Origin of the sequence: Candidatus Phytoplasma palmae, from assembly GCF_046896035.1 — a bacterium.
GTDB lineage: Bacteria > Bacillota_I > Bacilli_A > Acholeplasmatales > Acholeplasmataceae > Phytoplasma > Phytoplasma palmae.
In genome coordinates, this window is sequence record NZ_JBIPDD010000002.1 from 1 (window position 1) to 17,321 (window position 17,321).

Annotated in this window: 17 protein-coding genes; 12 read left to right on the forward strand and 5 right to left on the reverse strand. The window is 20.4% G+C overall.

Going from position 1 to position 17,321, the window contains the following annotated elements; genetic code table 11:
* Positions 1 to 73 precede the first annotated feature (73 nt).
* From ACHMP6_RS00390 to smpB, 3 genes are all read left to right on the forward strand, one after another.
* Complete coding sequence (locus ACHMP6_RS00390) at positions 74 to 523, forward strand: hypothetical protein (protein WP_412097553.1); 450 nt, start codon at positions 74 to 76, stop codon at positions 521 to 523.
* A 291-nt stretch (positions 524 to 814) separates the two neighbouring features.
* Entirely contained in the window at positions 815 to 1,348 is a 534-nt protein-coding gene (locus tag ACHMP6_RS00395) for an inorganic diphosphatase (protein WP_412097554.1), read from the forward strand.
* A gap of 163 nt (positions 1,349 to 1,511) precedes the next feature.
* The gene (smpB, locus tag ACHMP6_RS00400) at positions 1,512 to 1,952 is read left to right on the forward strand and encodes an SsrA-binding protein SmpB (protein WP_412097555.1); all 441 of its coding nucleotides are present in this window, start codon (positions 1,512 to 1,514) and stop codon (positions 1,950 to 1,952) included.
* Positions 1,953 to 2,086: 134 nt separating this feature from the next.
* Here smpB and ACHMP6_RS00405 read toward each other — a convergent pair whose 3' ends face one another.
* Positions 2,087 to 2,362, reverse strand: coding sequence for a hypothetical protein (locus ACHMP6_RS00405; protein ID WP_412097556.1), 276 nt, complete (start codon positions 2,360 to 2,362; stop codon positions 2,087 to 2,089).
* Between the two features lie 876 nt (positions 2,363 to 3,238).
* On the opposite strand from ACHMP6_RS00405, the gene ACHMP6_RS00410 reads away from it, so the two are divergent.
* The 9 genes from ACHMP6_RS00410 (at position 3,239) to ACHMP6_RS00450 (ending at position 14,245) form a co-directional block, all read left to right on the forward strand.
* A complete protein-coding gene (locus ACHMP6_RS00410) occupies positions 3,239 to 4,951 on the forward strand; it encodes a DEAD/DEAH box helicase (RefSeq protein ID WP_412097557.1) in 1,713 nt (570 codons plus the stop codon).
* Positions 4,952 to 5,188: 237 nt separating this feature from the next.
* Positions 5,189 to 6,577: a TldD/PmbA family protein gene (locus ACHMP6_RS00415; RefSeq protein WP_412097558.1), complete on the forward strand. Its 1,389-nt coding sequence runs from the start codon at positions 5,189 to 5,191 to the stop codon at positions 6,575 to 6,577.
* On the forward strand, positions 6,577 to 7,938 hold the full coding sequence (locus ACHMP6_RS00420; RefSeq protein ID WP_412097559.1) for a TldD/PmbA family protein: 1,362 nt from the start codon (positions 6,577 to 6,579) through the stop codon (positions 7,936 to 7,938). The genes ACHMP6_RS00415 and ACHMP6_RS00420 overlap by 1 nt, the downstream gene beginning before the upstream one ends.
* 229 nt (positions 7,939 to 8,167) lie before the next feature.
* Complete coding sequence (gene dnaX, locus ACHMP6_RS00425; RefSeq protein WP_412097560.1) at positions 8,168 to 9,820, forward strand: DNA polymerase III subunit gamma/tau; 1,653 nt, start codon at positions 8,168 to 8,170, stop codon at positions 9,818 to 9,820.
* A 29-nt stretch (positions 9,821 to 9,849) separates the two neighbouring features.
* Positions 9,850 to 10,128 carry a YbaB/EbfC family nucleoid-associated protein gene (locus ACHMP6_RS00430; RefSeq protein WP_412097561.1) on the forward strand — a complete coding sequence of 93 codons (279 nt, stop codon included), beginning with the start codon at positions 9,850 to 9,852 and terminating at the stop codon, positions 10,126 to 10,128.
* A gap of 142 nt (positions 10,129 to 10,270) precedes the next feature.
* Positions 10,271 to 10,813 (forward strand): DNA-directed RNA polymerase subunit delta, encoded by a 543-nt coding sequence (gene rpoE / locus ACHMP6_RS00435; protein WP_412097562.1) that lies wholly within the window; start codon positions 10,271 to 10,273, stop codon positions 10,811 to 10,813.
* A gap of 155 nt (positions 10,814 to 10,968) precedes the next feature.
* On the forward strand, positions 10,969 to 11,673 hold the full coding sequence (locus ACHMP6_RS00440; protein WP_412097563.1) for a CDP-alcohol phosphatidyltransferase family protein: 705 nt from the start codon (positions 10,969 to 10,971) through the stop codon (positions 11,671 to 11,673).
* A 27-nt stretch (positions 11,674 to 11,700) separates the two neighbouring features.
* A complete protein-coding gene (locus ACHMP6_RS00445; RefSeq protein WP_412097564.1) occupies positions 11,701 to 12,609 on the forward strand; it encodes a phosphatidylserine decarboxylase in 909 nt (302 codons plus the stop codon).
* Between the two features lie 7 nt (positions 12,610 to 12,616).
* The gene (locus ACHMP6_RS00450; RefSeq protein WP_412097565.1) at positions 12,617 to 14,245 is read left to right on the forward strand and encodes a CTP synthase; all 1,629 of its coding nucleotides are present in this window, start codon (positions 12,617 to 12,619) and stop codon (positions 14,243 to 14,245) included.
* A gap of 120 nt (positions 14,246 to 14,365) precedes the next feature.
* Here ACHMP6_RS00450 and ACHMP6_RS00455 read toward each other — a convergent pair whose 3' ends face one another.
* The 4 genes from ACHMP6_RS00455 to plsX all read right to left on the reverse strand — a co-directional run bounded on the left by ACHMP6_RS00455 (position 14,366) and on the right by plsX (position 17,291).
* Positions 14,366 to 14,851: a hypothetical protein gene (locus ACHMP6_RS00455; protein WP_412097566.1), complete on the reverse strand. Its 486-nt coding sequence runs from the start codon at positions 14,849 to 14,851 to the stop codon at positions 14,366 to 14,368.
* Positions 14,852 to 14,960: 109 nt separating this feature from the next.
* Complete coding sequence (locus ACHMP6_RS00460; RefSeq protein WP_412097567.1) at positions 14,961 to 15,581, reverse strand: DnaD domain protein; 621 nt, start codon at positions 15,579 to 15,581, stop codon at positions 14,961 to 14,963.
* On the reverse strand, positions 15,556 to 16,257 hold the full coding sequence (rnc, locus tag ACHMP6_RS00465; RefSeq protein ID WP_412097568.1) for a ribonuclease III: 702 nt from the start codon (positions 16,255 to 16,257) through the stop codon (positions 15,556 to 15,558). The genes ACHMP6_RS00460 and rnc overlap by 26 nt, the downstream gene beginning before the upstream one ends.
* Before the next feature lie 2 nt (positions 16,258 to 16,259).
* Positions 16,260 to 17,291 (reverse strand): phosphate acyltransferase PlsX, encoded by a 1,032-nt coding sequence (plsX, locus tag ACHMP6_RS00470; protein ID WP_412097569.1) that lies wholly within the window; start codon positions 17,289 to 17,291, stop codon positions 16,260 to 16,262.
* Between the last annotated feature and the right edge of the window lie 30 nt (positions 17,292 to 17,321).

The window sequence follows — 17,321 nt, forward strand, 5'->3', positions numbered from 1 at the left end:
CTTGCTTGTTCGGTGGTGTGAGGGGCTTAGATTAATATCTAGTAATAGAAAAACGATCTAATTCTATCTCGATGTGAATAGTATTATTGATACAGAAAATACTGAAACTTTAGAAAAAACAATTCTTTTTAATTTAATGAAAAATTTAGCATATATTCATATGCCTAATGTTTTTTCCTTTGAACATTCTTCTCTTCATAATAAAAGAATAAAACCTAATAAAGAAGTTAAATTCAACGTTTCTTTAAATAAAAATCATAAAACAAAAGGTTTTTTGCTTAAGATACAAAACGATGAACAGCAACATTCAAATTTATTTATTTATGAAATTTTTAAAAATGAACAAAATCCAGATGATCCAGAACAATTCGAGTTAATTGGAAAAATTTTAATTTCTGAAAAAGATAAAATAAATCCAAATTTATTCAATCATTTCAGTATTAGTGTTTTACAAAAAAAGAGAATATTTATTCAAAAAACTTCTTTTTTTGGAGCTATAAATAGAATAAATCCATTAGTTTAAAATTTAATTAGATATAATTTAACTTTAAATTAATTTTTTATTCTTAAATTTTAATATATAAAAAATTAATTTTAATAATATAAATTGATCATTATGTTATAATAATCTTACTTAAAATTAAATAAAAAATATTAAAAAATAAAAAATATTAAAAAATAAAAAATATTAAAAAATAAAAAATATTATAAAAAAATATGGAATAATATTAATTATTTCCGTATTTTTTTTAATATTTAAATTTTTACTTATAATAAATTTCTTAAAAAAATAGAAAAGTGAATTGGAAAAAAAATGAATTTATTAAAAAATTTAAGTTCAAAAAGAATTAATAAAAAAAAATTTATTGTTTGTGTTGAAATTCCTAAAGGAAGTAAAAAAAAATATGAATTGGATAAGGAAACAGGTTTTTTAATATTAGATCGTTTTTTAACAACGTCTTTTTGTTATCCTGCTAATTATGGTTTTATTCCTTTTACTTATTGTGAAGATAAAGATCCTTTAGATGTTTTTATTTTAAGTCAAGAAGTTTTAGATCCTATGGTTTTGGTAGAATGTAGAGCTATTGCAGTTATTCAGATGATTGATAATAATGAATTAGATGAAAAAATAATTGCTGTTCCTATTGCAGATTTATCTACTATAAATTATAATAATGTGAAAGATATTCCTTCTTATTTGATTTCTGAAATAAAACATTTTTTATTACATTATAAAGATTTAGAAAATAAAAAAGTTGTAATAAAAAAAATAGATTCCGCAGAAGAAGCAGAATTAACAATTGAAAGATCTTTAATAAAATATAAAGAATTACATTCCCATTCTTGATTTACTTACTAAAGTAAAATAATAAGGAATTTTTTTAAAATTATTGAAATAATAAATAATTATAAATTATGTTAATTATTTATTATTAATTATTTCAATAAATTAAATTAATTTTTATTATTTTTTTATTATTATTAATAAATATCAATGGGAAAAAATTAAAATGCATAAAACTATTTTTAAAAATAAAAAAGTTTTTTATAATTATTTTCTAGACAAAAAATATTTATCAGGAATTCAATTATTTGGAAATGAAGTTAAATCTATTCGTTTAGGAAAAGTTAATTTAGAACATTCTTATATTCAAATTGAAGGTAGTGAAATTTTTATTTTAAATATGTTTATAGAAAAATATATTTTTTGTAATTTTTTTGATTTTGATGAAAAGAGAAAAAAAAAACTTTTATTAAAAAAAAAAGAAATTTTACAAATTAAAAATAATATTCAAAAAAAAGGTTTTAGTGTTGTTCCTACTAAAATTTTATCTGTTCGTAATTTACTAAAATTAGAAATTTATTTAGCAAAAGGAAAAAAGAAATATGATAAAAGAATGTCATTAAGAAAAAAAGAAGACGAAAGAAGAATAAAAAAAACTTTTTTCTAAATTTAAATTTTAACTTTTTTCTTTTATATATTTCTTATTATTTTTTGGATAAATTTTTTAAAATTAATTTATTTTTTTAAAATTTTTAAATTTTTTTATTTATTTCATATTTGTAGATTTATTGAATTTATATTTTATATTTTAAAGTAGTTTATATCTCTGTACATTATAAACATTATTAATTGATACCATTTATGAAGTATTTTATCTTGAAAACCTATTGAAATTCTGCTTTTTCTTTTGTCTCCTGATGAGGATGATGAAAAAAAACTATTTACTACTTGTCTACTTTCGTGATTGTTTTCATAAAGTTTTGCTTTTTTTGCTGCCATTTCAAATAATAAAGCACCTACAATTGCAAATGCTAAAGCTAATAAAATAAAAATTAATTTTTGTCTTAAAAAGTACATTAATTTTTTAAATATCCCTTCTGTAATGTTATGATAAATTATTATCTATATTTTATATGATAAAGTTTTTAAAAATTATATTAAAAAAAATAATCACTGTTTATTTTAACATATTTTTATTAAAAGTTGGTTTTTAGTATATATTTTTTAATTTTTTTAATATAATTTGTGTTAACAATTTTATTATTTTTTATTTTTTTATTAATTGTTGATTGTTAAGTTAAATTAAAATTTTATTTTATTTATATTAATTTTTTATATTTATGTAATATTATGTTAATATAAGTAAAGTATAATTGTAATAAAGTATAATTGTAATGTAAATGATACAAAAAGTAATAAATTATTAAATAAATAAAAAAAGAATTTGTTTTAAATTTTTAAAATAAAAAAAATAAAAAAATAATTAATTCAAAAAATAAACTGGACACATAGAATATTATAATAAATTAAAATTTATATTTTGGGTTTTTTTATATTTTTTTTAATGCAAAAAAATATTTTTTCGTTGAATAAAAAAAGAAATATATTTATTATATAATAAAGTTTTTTTTATTAAAATTTAAATTTATTATTTTGAATTTATTTTTAAAAAATTTGATTTTTTTTTTGATATATAATAAAAATTATTATATATTTGTTATGTTATTTTTGAAAATAAATTTTTCTTTAGTATCGCTAAATTATTATTTACAATGATTAATTATTATTTAATTAATTATCTTGAATTATTAAAATAAAAATAAAATTATTAAATTATATTAATTATTTATCAATTTAAAAAAAATTTAAAAAAATTTTTTAGAATATTTATTTATTTTATGATTTTTGATTGATTAATTATTAATTGATATTAATTTTAGAAGGAAATTAAAAATGAGTATTTTATTTAAAGAATTAAATTTATTGCCTCAAACGCAACAAGCCCTAAGTGAATTAGAATTGACTAGTCCTACGCCTATTCAGTCTTTGGTTATTCCGGAGATGATTAAAGGAAATGATATTATAGCGCAATCACAAACAGGAACTGGTAAAACTTTTTCTTTTAGTATTCCTATAATTGAGAAAATAGATCATAAAATATCTAGCATTCAATCTTTAGTTTTATGCCCTACTAGAGAGTTGGCTTTGCAAGTTTTTTTAGAGATTAAAAAATTATTAAAATTTCATCCAGAAATCAGAATAGCAGTTATTTATGGTGGAGAATCTTATATTAAACAATTTCAAGCTTTAGACAAAAAACCTCATATTATTATAGCTACTCCTGGTAGAGTTATAGATTTACTAGAAAGAAAAAAAATAGATTTAAGTAAAATTTATAATTTAACTTTAGATGAAGCAGATGAGATGTTAAAAATGGGTTTTCAAGAATCTTTAGAAACTATTTTGCAAAATATACCAGAAAAAAGACAAACGGTTTTATTTTCAGCTACCTTGCCTTTTTCTATTAAGCAAATTGCAACTAAATATCAAAAAAATCCTAAAGTTATAAAAGTAAAAAGTAAGAATCTTGCTGTTAAATCAATAGATCAATTTTATTTCATGGTAAAAGAATTTGATAAAAATAAACTTTTAGTTCGTTTATTAGATTTTAAAAATCCTGATTCGGTAATTATTTTCGCTAATACTAAAAAAGATGTAGATGCTATTTGTAATTATTTATTGGAAAGAGGATTTTCTGCAGATGCAATTCACGGAGATTTAAAACAAAACCAAAGACAATGTGTTATGAATAGTTTTAGAACTAAAAATACTAAAATTTTAATTGCTACTGATGTAGCGGCAAGAGGTATAGATATTTCTGATATTACTATGATTATTAATTATGATTTACCTCACGAAACTGAAGTTTATGTACACAGAATTGGTAGAACAGGACGCGCAGGAAAGGCTGGAATAGCTTTTAGTTTTGTTAGTGTAAAGCAAATGGTTCAATTGAAAAGATTAGAACAATACTTAAAAGATAAGATCACTTTAATTTCGATACCTTCAGTAGAAGAAGTTCAAAAAGAACAAAATAATTTTTTCAAAAATAAAATTATTTCTTTATTGGAGCAAGAAAAGTATAAAAATTCTTCTGAAGATACGAATTTAAATGATATTATTGCTATTTTATTAGAAAAATTTGAGGCTAAAGATATAATTAAAAGTTTATTATCATATTTAATGCCTAAGAAAAAGAATTATGAATATATTTCTGAAGTAAAAACTTTTAATTCTCGTTTTAATAATAAATCAAATTATTATAACAATAGTTATACTACTAGCGGTAGTTATTCTAAGGGAAGAAATAATAGTTATAGTAGCAGTTATAGTAATAAATATAGTAATTATAATAATTCAAATAACAATAGAAAATCAATGACTCAATTAAGTATTAATATAGGTAAAGATGATGGTATTAATCCTTCATTATTTTTGAAGTTATTAAATGAAAAATATAATATTTATAGCAAAAATATAGGAAATATTAAACATTTTTATAAAAAGACAGTTTTTGAAATTTCTAGTAATTTAGTGAAACTAATTCAATCAAAAAATAATATTTATTATGAAAAAAAATTATTACATATAGAAGAGATAAAATAATTTTTTTAATTTTTTAAAATTTTTAATACTTTTTTAAATTTTTGTTATTTTATTATTGAAAGTTAATTTTTTATAATGGAATTTTGTTATATTTCATTAATAATTATGTTCTATTTGATATTTTATTTTTTTATTTTTGTAATATTAAAAAGTAGTTATTATCGACAAAATTCTTTTATTTTTTATTAATTTTTTTAATAAATAAATATGGAAGGATTATAATAAATATAATAAATTATGTTAACTAAGCCAGAAATTCAAAGTATTTTAAAAAAATCTTTAAATAGTTGTTCTATTGATTTTGCAGAATTATTTTTTGAAAATAGTTGGACTAATAATTTTAAAGTTATTGATAAAGAGGTTGTTGCATGTCAAAAACAAAATGTTTATGGTGTTGGTATTCGTTTATTAAAAAAGGATAAAGAATTTTATATTTATACTAATAAAGTAACTTACGAAAATATTCTTAATTTAATTAAAGAACAACAACAAATTTTTGAAAAAGAAAAAGATAGTACTCCTTTGGTTCCTTTAGGTATTTCTAAAAATTTTCAAAGTAATATTAAAAAATCTTTCGATAGTTTAACTATAGAAGAAAAAATTAAAAAAATGATTGATTTATCTCAAATTATGAAAAATTTTGATAAAAAAATAATTCAAACTATTGTTAATTGGGAAGAAAAACAACAAGAAGTATTAATTGCCAATTCTAAAGGAGTTTTTCAAAAAGATTTTCGCCCTTACATTAGAATTAGTTTTATGTCAGTAGCGCAAGAAGGAAACAATGTGCAAGAGTTTGTTGATAGTTTTGGTTTTTCTCGTGGATTAGAAATATTTGATAATATTGATTTTAAAGAAAAAGCTATAAATGTTGCTGAAAATGCTTTAATTTTGCTTCAAGCTGATGAATTAAAACCTCAGAAAATGCCAGTGGTTTTAAATAATGGCGTTGGAGGAGTTATTTTTCATGAGGCTTGTGGACATTCTTTAGAAGCTACTTCTGTTGCTAAAGGTTTATCTCCTTTTTGTGGAAAATTAAATCAGAAAATTGCTTCCGATATAGTTACTGCTTATGATGATGGAACAATTAAAGGATCTTGGGGAAGTCTTAATTTTGATGACGAAGGACAACCTACTCAAAAAAATATTTTAATAGAAAAAGGTATTTTGAAAAATTATTTAATAGATTTTCGTAATAGTCTTAAAATGAATATGTTACCAACAGGTTCCGCTCGAAGACAATCTTATAAATATTCTCCCACTTCTAGAATGAATTCTACTTATATTGCGACTGGTAAAGATACTTTTGAACAAATTATTAAAGATACTAAATATGGTTTTTATGCTCAAAATTTAGGCGGCGGTACTGTTCAACCTACTACTGGAGAATTTAATTTTATGGTTAATCTTGGTTATTTAATTGAAAATGGAAAATTAACAAAACCTATTAAAGGAATGATGTTGATTGGTAGTGGACAAGATATTCTATTAAAAATTGATAGAATTGCTAATGATTTATCTTTAAGTCAAGGTTATTGCGGTTCTGTTTCTGGTTATGTACCTGTAGATTTAGGCCAACCAACTATTAGAGTGAAAGAAATTATTGTTGGGGGAAGTAAAAAATAATGCAAACTATTATTAATTTTCAAAATAAAAACAAAAATTTAATTAATTATAAAAAATGGTTTTCCAAAAGTTTAGAAAAAAAAATAGACGCTTTAGAAATTTTATTTAATGAGAATAAAAATTTAAATATTATTTTAGAAGAAAATAAAATAAATGAATATGTAAAAAGTGATTTATTTTCTTTTATTGTTAGAGGTTTATATAAAAATAAAAAAACATCTATTTATTTGGAAAAAATTAGCGATGAAATGATTGATGAAGTTTTAGAAACTCTTAAAAAACAAATTGAAATTTTAAGTTTAAAAGAAAAAGATTTTATTTTTGATGGTTCTTCTGCTTCTTATACTTTTGTGGAACCAATTTTGTTTGATTTTGCTAAGATACCTATACAAGAAAAATACAATTTATTGTTTGATTTTAAGAAAAAATTATTCGAAAAAAGTCGTTTTTTAACGAAAATAGAAAGTATTTCTTATGAAGAAAATATTTTTCACAAAAAAATAGTTAATTCTAAAGGAGTTGATTTAGAAGAAAAAGAAAGTTATGCTTGTTTGGTAGCTGTATGTATTTTTCAAAAAGATAAAAATATAGAAGAAATAGTAAAATATTTTCCAGTTAAAAAATTTTCTTCTTTTGATATTGAAAAATATGTTGAAGAGATAATTTCTTTAGGGGAAAGGAAACTTGGTGCTTTATCATTAAAATCTGGTTCTTATCCTGTAGTTTTTTCTAATGAAATGTTTTCTAAATTATTAAGTAGTTTTTCTGATATTTTTAGTGGAAATCAAGCTTATCGAAAATTGTCGAAATTATTAGGAAAAGAAAAACAAAAAATAGCTTCTTCTAAAGTGACTATAATTGATGATCCTTTTTTTTCGGAATCATTTTTTCCAAGTGCATTCGATGATGAAGGTGTTCCTTGTCAAAATAAATATATTATTAAAGAAGGAGTTTTTCAACAGTTTATTCATAATTTAAAAACTTCTAATATTTTTAAAACTAAACCTACTGGAAATTTTTTTGATGGTTCTATTTCTATGAATAATTGTTATTTAAATAAAGGGGAAAAAACTTTTAAAGAAATGATTTCGCCTATTGATAAAGGAGTTTATATAGATTATTTAATAGGATTACATGCAGGAGTTAATTCTATTAGCGGAGATTTTAGCGTTCAAGCTAGTGGTTTTAAAATAGAAAAAGGTAAATTAACTTCTCCAATTAAAATGATTGTTGTTTCTGGTAATTTTTTTGATATTTTAACAAATTTAAAAGAAATAGCTAATGATTTTGTTTTTAAAATTTCTGGTTTTGGAAGTGCTAGTGTTTATGTTGGAGATTTGACTATCGCAGGAGAAAAATAAAATTTTTGTTTCTAAAAATTATTTTTTATTTTTTGAATATTTTTTTAAAAAATATCTTTATGTGAAATTATTTTAAATATGATAAAATATTTGTGTTTGAATTTTATTATACTATTTTCGATTAAATTTTACTTTTTATTTTTTTTTATTTATATCTTTTATAAACACTACTTTTTCGTTTTCTTTTTATAAAGTTATTAATAAATATAAAAGGATTTATTAAAAAAATATGTCTCATATAGCACTATACCGTAAATATAGACCTCAAAATTTTAATAGTATTATCGCGCATAAGATAGTTATTCGAATTTTAAAAAATTCTGTTAAATATAACAAAATACACCATTGTTATTTATTTAGCGGAGAAAAAGGAGTTGGAAAAACTACTTTAGCTAGGATTTTAGCTAAGACTATTAATTGCTTGAAATTAAATACAGAAGAATACGAATGTTGTAATAATTGTGATTCTTGTTTATCTATTAATAAAAAGAATAATTTAGATATTATAGAAATTGATGGTGCTTTTTGCAATGGTGTGGATGATATAAGAGAATTAAAAGATAAATCTTATTATAAAAGTCATTTTTTAAAATATAAAATTTATATTATTGATGAAATTCATGTTTTTTCTCATAATGCTTTTAACGCTTTATTAAAATTATTAGAAGAACCCCCTGTAAATGTAATTTTTATTTTAATTACTAGTGAAATTAGAAAAATTCCGAAAACTATCATTTCTAGAGTTCAACATTTTCATTTATTTAATATTTTGCCTGAAGAAATACAAACAAGATTAAGATATATTTCTGAAAGGGAAAAAATTTTAATTTCTGATGAATCTTTAAAAAAAATATCTTTACATTCCAATGGTAGTTTAAGAGATTCTTTAAATTTATTAGACCAAATAAGTTCTTATAAATTGGATAAAATTGAGTTAGAAGATATTGAAGATATGTTAGGTGTTGTTTCTCAACAAAAAATAAAAAATATATTTGAATTATTGTTTCAACCAGATATTAATTTGTTACTTTCATTTTTAGAAAAAAATTTAACATTTAATATTGATTTTAATGTTTTTATTAATGATTTTATTGATTTTTTTCATAATTTATTTATTAATCATTTTAAAGAAGAAAAAAAACATTTTTCTGATATTATTGATAAATTAACGTATTCTCAAAGAACAAAATTTCTTCAAATATTGTTAGAAACGCAATACCATTTGTCAAATACTAAGCACAAAAAAACATTTTTTATTATAAATTTAATACAAATTCATCAATTTATTTTTCCCTTTGGAAAAATAATAAAAAAAAACACAAAAAAACCAAAAAAAGAATCGAATATAAAAATAAAAAATAATAATGAAAATAACTTTATTCAAGCAATAAAAAGAATATTAATTGCTTCAGATGAAAATACTAGTCAAATTTTGAATCAATCATGGCATAAATTAAATAATTATCCAAACAAAGAATTATCTCTTTCTGCAAGTTTGTTATATAGATCTAGATTAGTAATGATTAGTTCTGATAAAGAAATGATTTTATCTTGTGAAAATTCTAATCATTATACAGATTTATTACATAATAATATAAGGAATGATATTAAGAAAATTTTAAATTTTAAAAAACAGTTAGTTAAAGAATATTTTGTTATTTTGCATAAAGATTGGGAAGAAATTGTTTATCCTTCTTATAAAAAATTTCTCAAAACTAAACAAATCAAAGATTTGGATTTATCTTGCTTTAGTAATAAATTTTATGAGCAAAATTCTCCTTTAATTATAGAACAAAATAAATCTGAAGTTATTAAATTAGCTAGATTTTTGTTTGGTTTTGAAAAAGTAGAAGTTTGCCGAAATTCACAAGAAGAAAATTAATTTAAAATTTGAACAAAAAGGAGCCTTATATGAATGAAGAAATGATAAAAAAAATAAAAAAAATTCGAGAAAATATCGATAAAGCTCAAAAAGAAATAGAGACTAAAGAATTTACTTCTCGAAAAGATAATGTTTTTATAGCTATGAAAGGAACTAGAAAAGTTGTCAAAATTATCATTGATGAAAAAAAAGAATTTATTAATAAATTAGAATTAATTCAAGAAAATCTTTTAATAGCTATGAATGATCTTTTGCAACAAATCGAAAATGCTTCAAAAGAATTATTTCTTAAAGCGTCAGAAAATTAATTATTTAAAATTATTTTAATTTTGATATTAATTTATTTTTATTTTATTTATTAATAAAATTGTTAATGAATAAAAACCGTTATTTTTTTAATATTTTTAGAAATTTTAACTAAAAAAAAGAAAAGAGTTATTAGTTTATTGTATGAAAAAACAAGAACATAAAAATAATTTTTCAGATGAATCAATGATAGATGTTTGTTATGACATTTTAAAAGAAAATAAATTAATTCCTATGCCTATTAAAACGCTAATACAAAAAGTTTTTCATATTAAGAAAATAGATATTAAGAATCATGAAAAATTTTCTCAATTATATTTGGATATTGTTTCTAGTGGTCGTTTTATATTTTATGGAAATGATCTTTGGGGAATCAAAAAAAATAATTTATTTTTATTGGATCAAAATAATTTTGTTACAGAAGAAAAAGAATCAGAACAAAAAATATTTCCTAATAAAGAAGATATTATTGATTTTGATGAATTTGATTTAGATAAAACAAGCGATTTAGAAGATGATTCTATTTCTAAAGATGATAAAGAAGAAAATCATTCTTCTTCTGAAGAGGAAGAGTTAGATGTTGTTATTACTTCAGATGATTTGAAAAATAATGATATTGATAGTGATGATGATTCTTTAGAATCTAATATCGATGATATTGATGATAGTGAAACTATTGAAAATTAAATTTAATAATTTTCAATATTTTTAATATTGAATTATATTTTTTTAATAAAAAAAATATTATGCATTATGATTTAATTATTCATTTAAATTGAATAAAAATATTTGTAGTTTAAATTTGTTTATTTTATTTAGATGATAAGGGGTTTTTCATTATAATGTTTATAGGATTGTATAATTATACTACTTACTTAACTTACTTGAATTTAATCTTTGGATTTTTAGGAATTACTCTTAGTTTTTATAAATATTTAATTTATGCTTCTATTTGTTTATTGATGTCAGGTATTTTTGATATGTTTGATGGTTTTGTTAGTCGTTTTAAGAAAGACAGAACTTTAAAAGAAAAAAATTATGGAATTCAAATAGATTCTTTGGCAGATATGATTAGTTTTGGTGTTTTACCAGTATTTATAGGTTTAAATTTAATGAATAATATTGATAATATAAAAATTTTTAATATTTTTTTATCTTTAAATCAATTAAAATTTATTTATTTTATTTTTGGATCATTTTATGTTCTTGCTTCTCTTATAAGATTAGCTTATTTTAATGTTTGTTCTTTTGAAAATATTAATTTAAAAACAAATGTTAGTTTTTTTGTAGGTGTTCCTGTTACTGTTTCTTCTATTGTTTTCCCTTTTATAATTTTAATAAAATTTCTATTAGGTAAAATTTTTATTGAGAGTAATTATTATATTATTGTTTGTAATTTTTTAATATATTTATTTTTTATTATTTTGTTATCTTTTTTATTTGTTTTTGAAAAAATTAAATTTAGCAAACCTAAAAATATTGTTTTTTTCTTTTTAATAACTTTTTTTTCTATTTCTTTAATATTTAGTTTATTATTTTTAAATTGAAATAATTTAAATTAGTAAGAGGATGTTATGGGTAAAAAAAAAGATTATAAAAGTAAAAATTTTTCTAATAATAATCATCAAAAAATTACTAGTTTGAAGCAATTTTTTCTATATTCGCGTTTAGAAAAAAGTTTTTTAAAAAGATTTTTATTAAAAATTTTAACATCAAGGATTTTTACTTTTATAGTTGGAATTTATTTAAAATCTTGTTTTTCTAAAATACACATAAAAAAAACTATTAAATCTAATAAAATAAATTTAAATTTATTTGAAAAAAATAATTTTAAGTCTTATAATGATTTTTTTATTCGTAAATATAAAAAAATATTTTTTTCTAAAAATACTTATGATTTTATTAGTCCAGGAGAAGGAGAAATAAGTATTTATTCTATTTCTTCTGATAGTGTTTATACAATTAAAAATACTAAATATCATTTAAGTGATATTTTAAAAAACGATTCATTAGCTTCTTCTTATAAAAATGGAAATTTAATTATTTTGAGATTAAAACCCTCAGATTATCATAGATATATTTTTGTTGACGATGGAATAATAGAATATAACGTTAAAATAAAAGGAAAATTTCATACTGTAAACCCTATCGCTTTTAAATATTTTAATGTTTTTAAAGAAAATACTCGTGAATATTCTATTTTAAAAACTAAAAACTTTTCTGAAATTATTCAGGTTGAAATAGGTGCTTTAATGGTAGGAAAAATTCATAATCATCCAATTAATAATTTTTTAAAAGGACAAGAAAAAGGTTTTTTTTCTTTTGGAGGGTCAACTATTCTTTTATTAGTTAAGAAAAATATGGTTTCGTTTGATCAAAAAATTTATAACAATACTTTAAAAAATATAGAAACTAAAGTTGATATAGGGCAAACAATAGGTAAAAAAATTTTTTATAAATCTTCTAGAAAGAACAATAAATAAAATAAATATGAATAAAAACACAAAACAAAAAAAATTTATTTTTGTTACTGGAGGAGTAGTTTCTGGTTTAGGAAAAGGAATTATCGCTGCAGCTATAGGACAAATTTTAAAAAAACGTGGATTAAAAGTTTTTATGCAAAAATTTGATCCTTATATTAATTTGGATTGTGGCACTATGAATCCTAATCAACACGGTGAAGTTTTTGTTACTTGCGACGGAGCAGAAACTGATTTAGATTTAGGTCATTATGAAAGATTTTTAGATGAAAATTTAACTAAAAAATCTAATGTTACTACTGGACAAATTTACCAAACTGTTATAAATCAAGAAAGAAAAGGAAAATTTTTAGGAAAAACTATTCAAATAATTCCTCATATAACTAATGAAATTAAAAATAATATTTTAGAAACAATGAAATATTTTGATTATGATATAGCTATTATTGAAATTGGTGGAACTGTCGGAGATATAGAATCTTTACCGTTTTTAGAATCTATTAGGCAAATTCGTCATGATTTAGGAATTCAAAATATTCTTTATATTCATAATACTTTGATACCTTATTTAAAAAATTCTAATGAAATGAAAACTAAACCTACCCAACATAGTATAAAAGAATTAAGAACATTAGGTATACAACCTCAAATTTTAATTTTAAGAAGTGAAAAACCAGTTTCTTTGGAGATGAAGAAAAAAATTTCTATTTTATGTGATGTTAAAAAAAATGCTATTTTTGAAAATATAGATGTAAATGTTTTATATAAAATTATTATTAATTTACATAAACAAAAGATAGATGATTTTATTTTAGATTATTTTCAAATTAAACAGTTACCTTTATTCGATTCAACTCAATGGAAAGATTTAATTTATAAAATTGAAAATTTAAAAAAAGAAAAAATTATTATTTCTTTAGTAGGGAAATATGTTGATTCTTGTGATGCTTATTTATCTGTGACAGAAGCTCTTAAACATTCTTCATATTATAATGATGTCCCTATAAAAATTAATTATATAGACTCAGAAAAAATAAATTCTTATAACGTGGAAAAATATTTAAAAAATTCTGATGGTATATTAGTTCCTGGTGGATTTGGAGATAGAGGAATTGAGGGAAAAATAGAAACTATTAAATTTGCTAGAACAAACAATATACCTTATTTTGGTATTTGTTTAGGAATGCAATTGGCAGTTATTGAATATGCACGTAATGTTTTGAATTTAAAACAAGCTAATTCTACAGAATTTGATCCTAATACTTCTGATCCTGTTATTGTAAAAAAAATAAAAAATAAACTTTTAGGAGGTACTTTAAGATTAGGTTTATATGAATGTCAGATAAGTAAAAATAGTAAAAGTTATGAAATTTTTAAAAAAGAATTTATTTACGAAAGACATCGTCATCGTTATGAAGTTAATCCGGAATATGTTTCTGTTTTTTCTGAAGATAATAATTTTATTTTTTCAGGAATAAATCCAGAAGAAAAATTAGTTGAAATTATAGAATTAAAAAAACATTTTTGGTTTGTAGCGGTTCAATTCCATTCGGAGTTTGAATCAAGACCTTTAAAACCACACCCTTTATTTAGAGATTTTATTTTGTATGCTCACAAATATCATCTATTAAAAAAATAATAAAAAATAAAAAAAGATATTCAGTTTTTAATTGAATATCTTTTTTATTTTTTATTAGTGATATTTTAAAATTTTTTATAAAATTATTTATATAATTTTTTTAATTAATTAATTTATTTTTTATAATTTAAGATCAGTTTTTACTAAAGTAAATACTTCTTTAATATCTGCTTCTTTTAATTTGCTATAACTAGTTTTGAAAGCAGTTTGTGCTGCAACATCATAAGTGGAAACTTCTGAATTAGTTTTAATTTCTTCAATTATTTTTTTTAAATTTTCAATTTTGTTTTTTGTAGCTTCTTTAATTAATTCAGATTGTTTTTTTGTAAGATTTTCTATTGTATTGTTGAATTTGTCAAAATTTTCTTTTACTTTTTTAACAACTTCTTTTACTTTAGTTTGATCTTTTAAATCTTCATCTGAAATTGTAACAACTTTAAGATTTTCTTCTAATTTTTTAAGCTTTTCTAAGTCTAAAGTTTTAGAAAAAGGCCACATTTCAAAAGTCCAAAGCAAAACAACTGTTAAAATCACTAAAGCTATAGCGCTGCTAGAACCAATAATAATTTTGCCTTGTTTAGAATTTAAAAAATTTTCTTTGTTCATTAAATTTTTTTCTCCTTTGGTAAAAGTTTATTAAATCTTTCATTTGCAAAGACTCAATACTATGATTATAACACAGAAATATATATTTTAATCAAAACACATTATTCTATTATTTAATTTTTTTAAAAATTTTGTGAAGAATTTTATCTGCCTTTTCGTTTGTTTCTAATTTGATCATTTTATTTTTGTTTAAAATTCTTTCTACAAAGAAAATGGATTCTTTTTTATTAATTTTTGCGTTTTCAATAGCTTCTAAAATTTCTTTATGAGTGAAATTAGAATTTGAATACCAACTTTTAACTATGTCGAATTCATATTCTGTTAAAATTTTATTTTTTAGATTTTCTAATTTTTCCATGGTTTCAGAAATTAAATGTTTTTTTTCTTTTTCTTTTTTAATTTTATTTTTTTTTTCATATATTTCTTCTATTTTTTCAAAAGTGGGATCTAAATTAAAAGTTTCTATGATTTTATTATCTTTATTTTTTGAAGATAACGAAAAAAATTTTTTTTGCATTAATTTTTCTAAAATTAATTCTATTTCATTTTTAGACAAATTAGTTTTTTTAGCTAAAATTAATGAAGAAAAAGTTTTTTTTTCGTAACAATCTAATAAAAACAGTAGAATATTTAATTCTGATAAATTTAAATTTAATTTTGAATATTCTTTAATTAAAATTTTTTCAATATTAATAAAACCTTTTTCATAAAGAATTTTTATCATTTTCATTCCTTTCTTGTGATAATGAAATTTTATTTAAAGCTTTTTGCGCTGCTCTTTGTTCAGCTGATTTTTTTGTTTTTCCTGTTCCGCTGCCTAATAATTTATTGTTTAGATAAACCTCAGCTATAAATTCTTTTTCGTGCGCTAATCCTGTTTCTTCAATTATTTTATAGTGGATAGTTTGTTTTTCAGCTTGAACTATTTCTTGTAGTTGAGTTTTGTAATCTATAATTTTTATAATTTTATTTAAACAAGGTAACACAACATAATAAAAAGTTTTTTTAACTTGTTCATAACCTAAATCTAAATAAATGGCTCCAAATAAAGCTTCGAAAGCATCTGCTATAATAGAATAGTTATGTATATATCTTTTTTGTTCTCCTTTTCCTAATAAAATATATTCTTTTAAATCTATTTCATTTGCGTAAATTAATAAAGAATCTATACATACAGCTTGTGCTCTTTTTTTTGTCATAGAACCTTCATCGTATTTATTTTTCCTATATAAATAATTTGCCATTAAAAAATTAATAACAGCATCTCCTAGAAATTCTAATCTTTCGTTATCATTATTTTGAAAAGGACTTTCATTAGCATAAGAACTATGTGTTAAAGCATTAATATATAAAGAAATATTTTTTGGTTCAATTTTTAATCTTTGAAATAATTTTTGTAAAGGCATAATTAATTTTTATTTGATTGTAGATTTTTCATAATTTTGTGTAAAAAATTTTTTTCGATTAGTGTTTTGCCTTGTAAAATAGCTTTATAGAAAGCATATTCTTTAGAATCACCATGCGCTTTAATCACAATTTTATTTAAACCTAAAAGCATAGCACCTCCAATTTCTTTGCTATCTAAATTTTTATTTAATGTTTTTAATTTTTTAGCAAATAAAAATTTGCTTATTATTTTACTTAATAAATTATTATTCATAATTTTTTTAATATATAACATATTTTGTTTTATAGCTCCTTTATAGCTTTTTAAAACCATATTACAAGTAAAAGCATCGCTTAACAAAATATCTGCTTCTGAAGTTAAAATATTTTGCGGTTCTTCGTTTCCTTTAAAATTAATACGTTTATCTTTTTCCAATAAATTATATAATTCTAATTCTTTTTGTCTACCTTTGTTTTTTTCTTTTCCTATATTTAATAATTTTACTATTGGATTTTTAATATCAAGCAATTCTTTTGCCGCTATAGAAGCACAAATAGCAAAATTTAACAAATTTTCACTTTTTACATCAATATTAGCTCCTGCGTCTAATAAAATTCTTTTTCTTTTATCTGGTGAATTAAAAATAGGAGCTAAAGCTAACCTATTCATTCCTTCTAATTTTTGTAACATTAAAAAACTAGCTAATACTAAAGCTTGAGTAGGTCCTGCAGAAATTACTCCATCTACTTTATTTTTTTGCGCTGCTTGAATAGCTAAAAACATAGAATTATTTATATTATCTCTTATTTCTTCTCTAATATTTGTTATATTTGCATCAATAAAAAAAGGTGTATGAATTATATGGAATTGTTTGTTTATTTTTGTATATATTTTTTTATTTATTTTTTCATTAAAAATTTTTTCAATTTTTTTTTTATCTCCAAATAAAAAAATATATAAGTCTTTTTCTTCAAATAAAGCTTTACAAACACCCTTTATAATAACTTCAGGAGCAAAATCTCCTCCCATGGCGTCTACAGCTAATTTAATCATTTTGATAACCATTCTTTCTTATTAAAATTA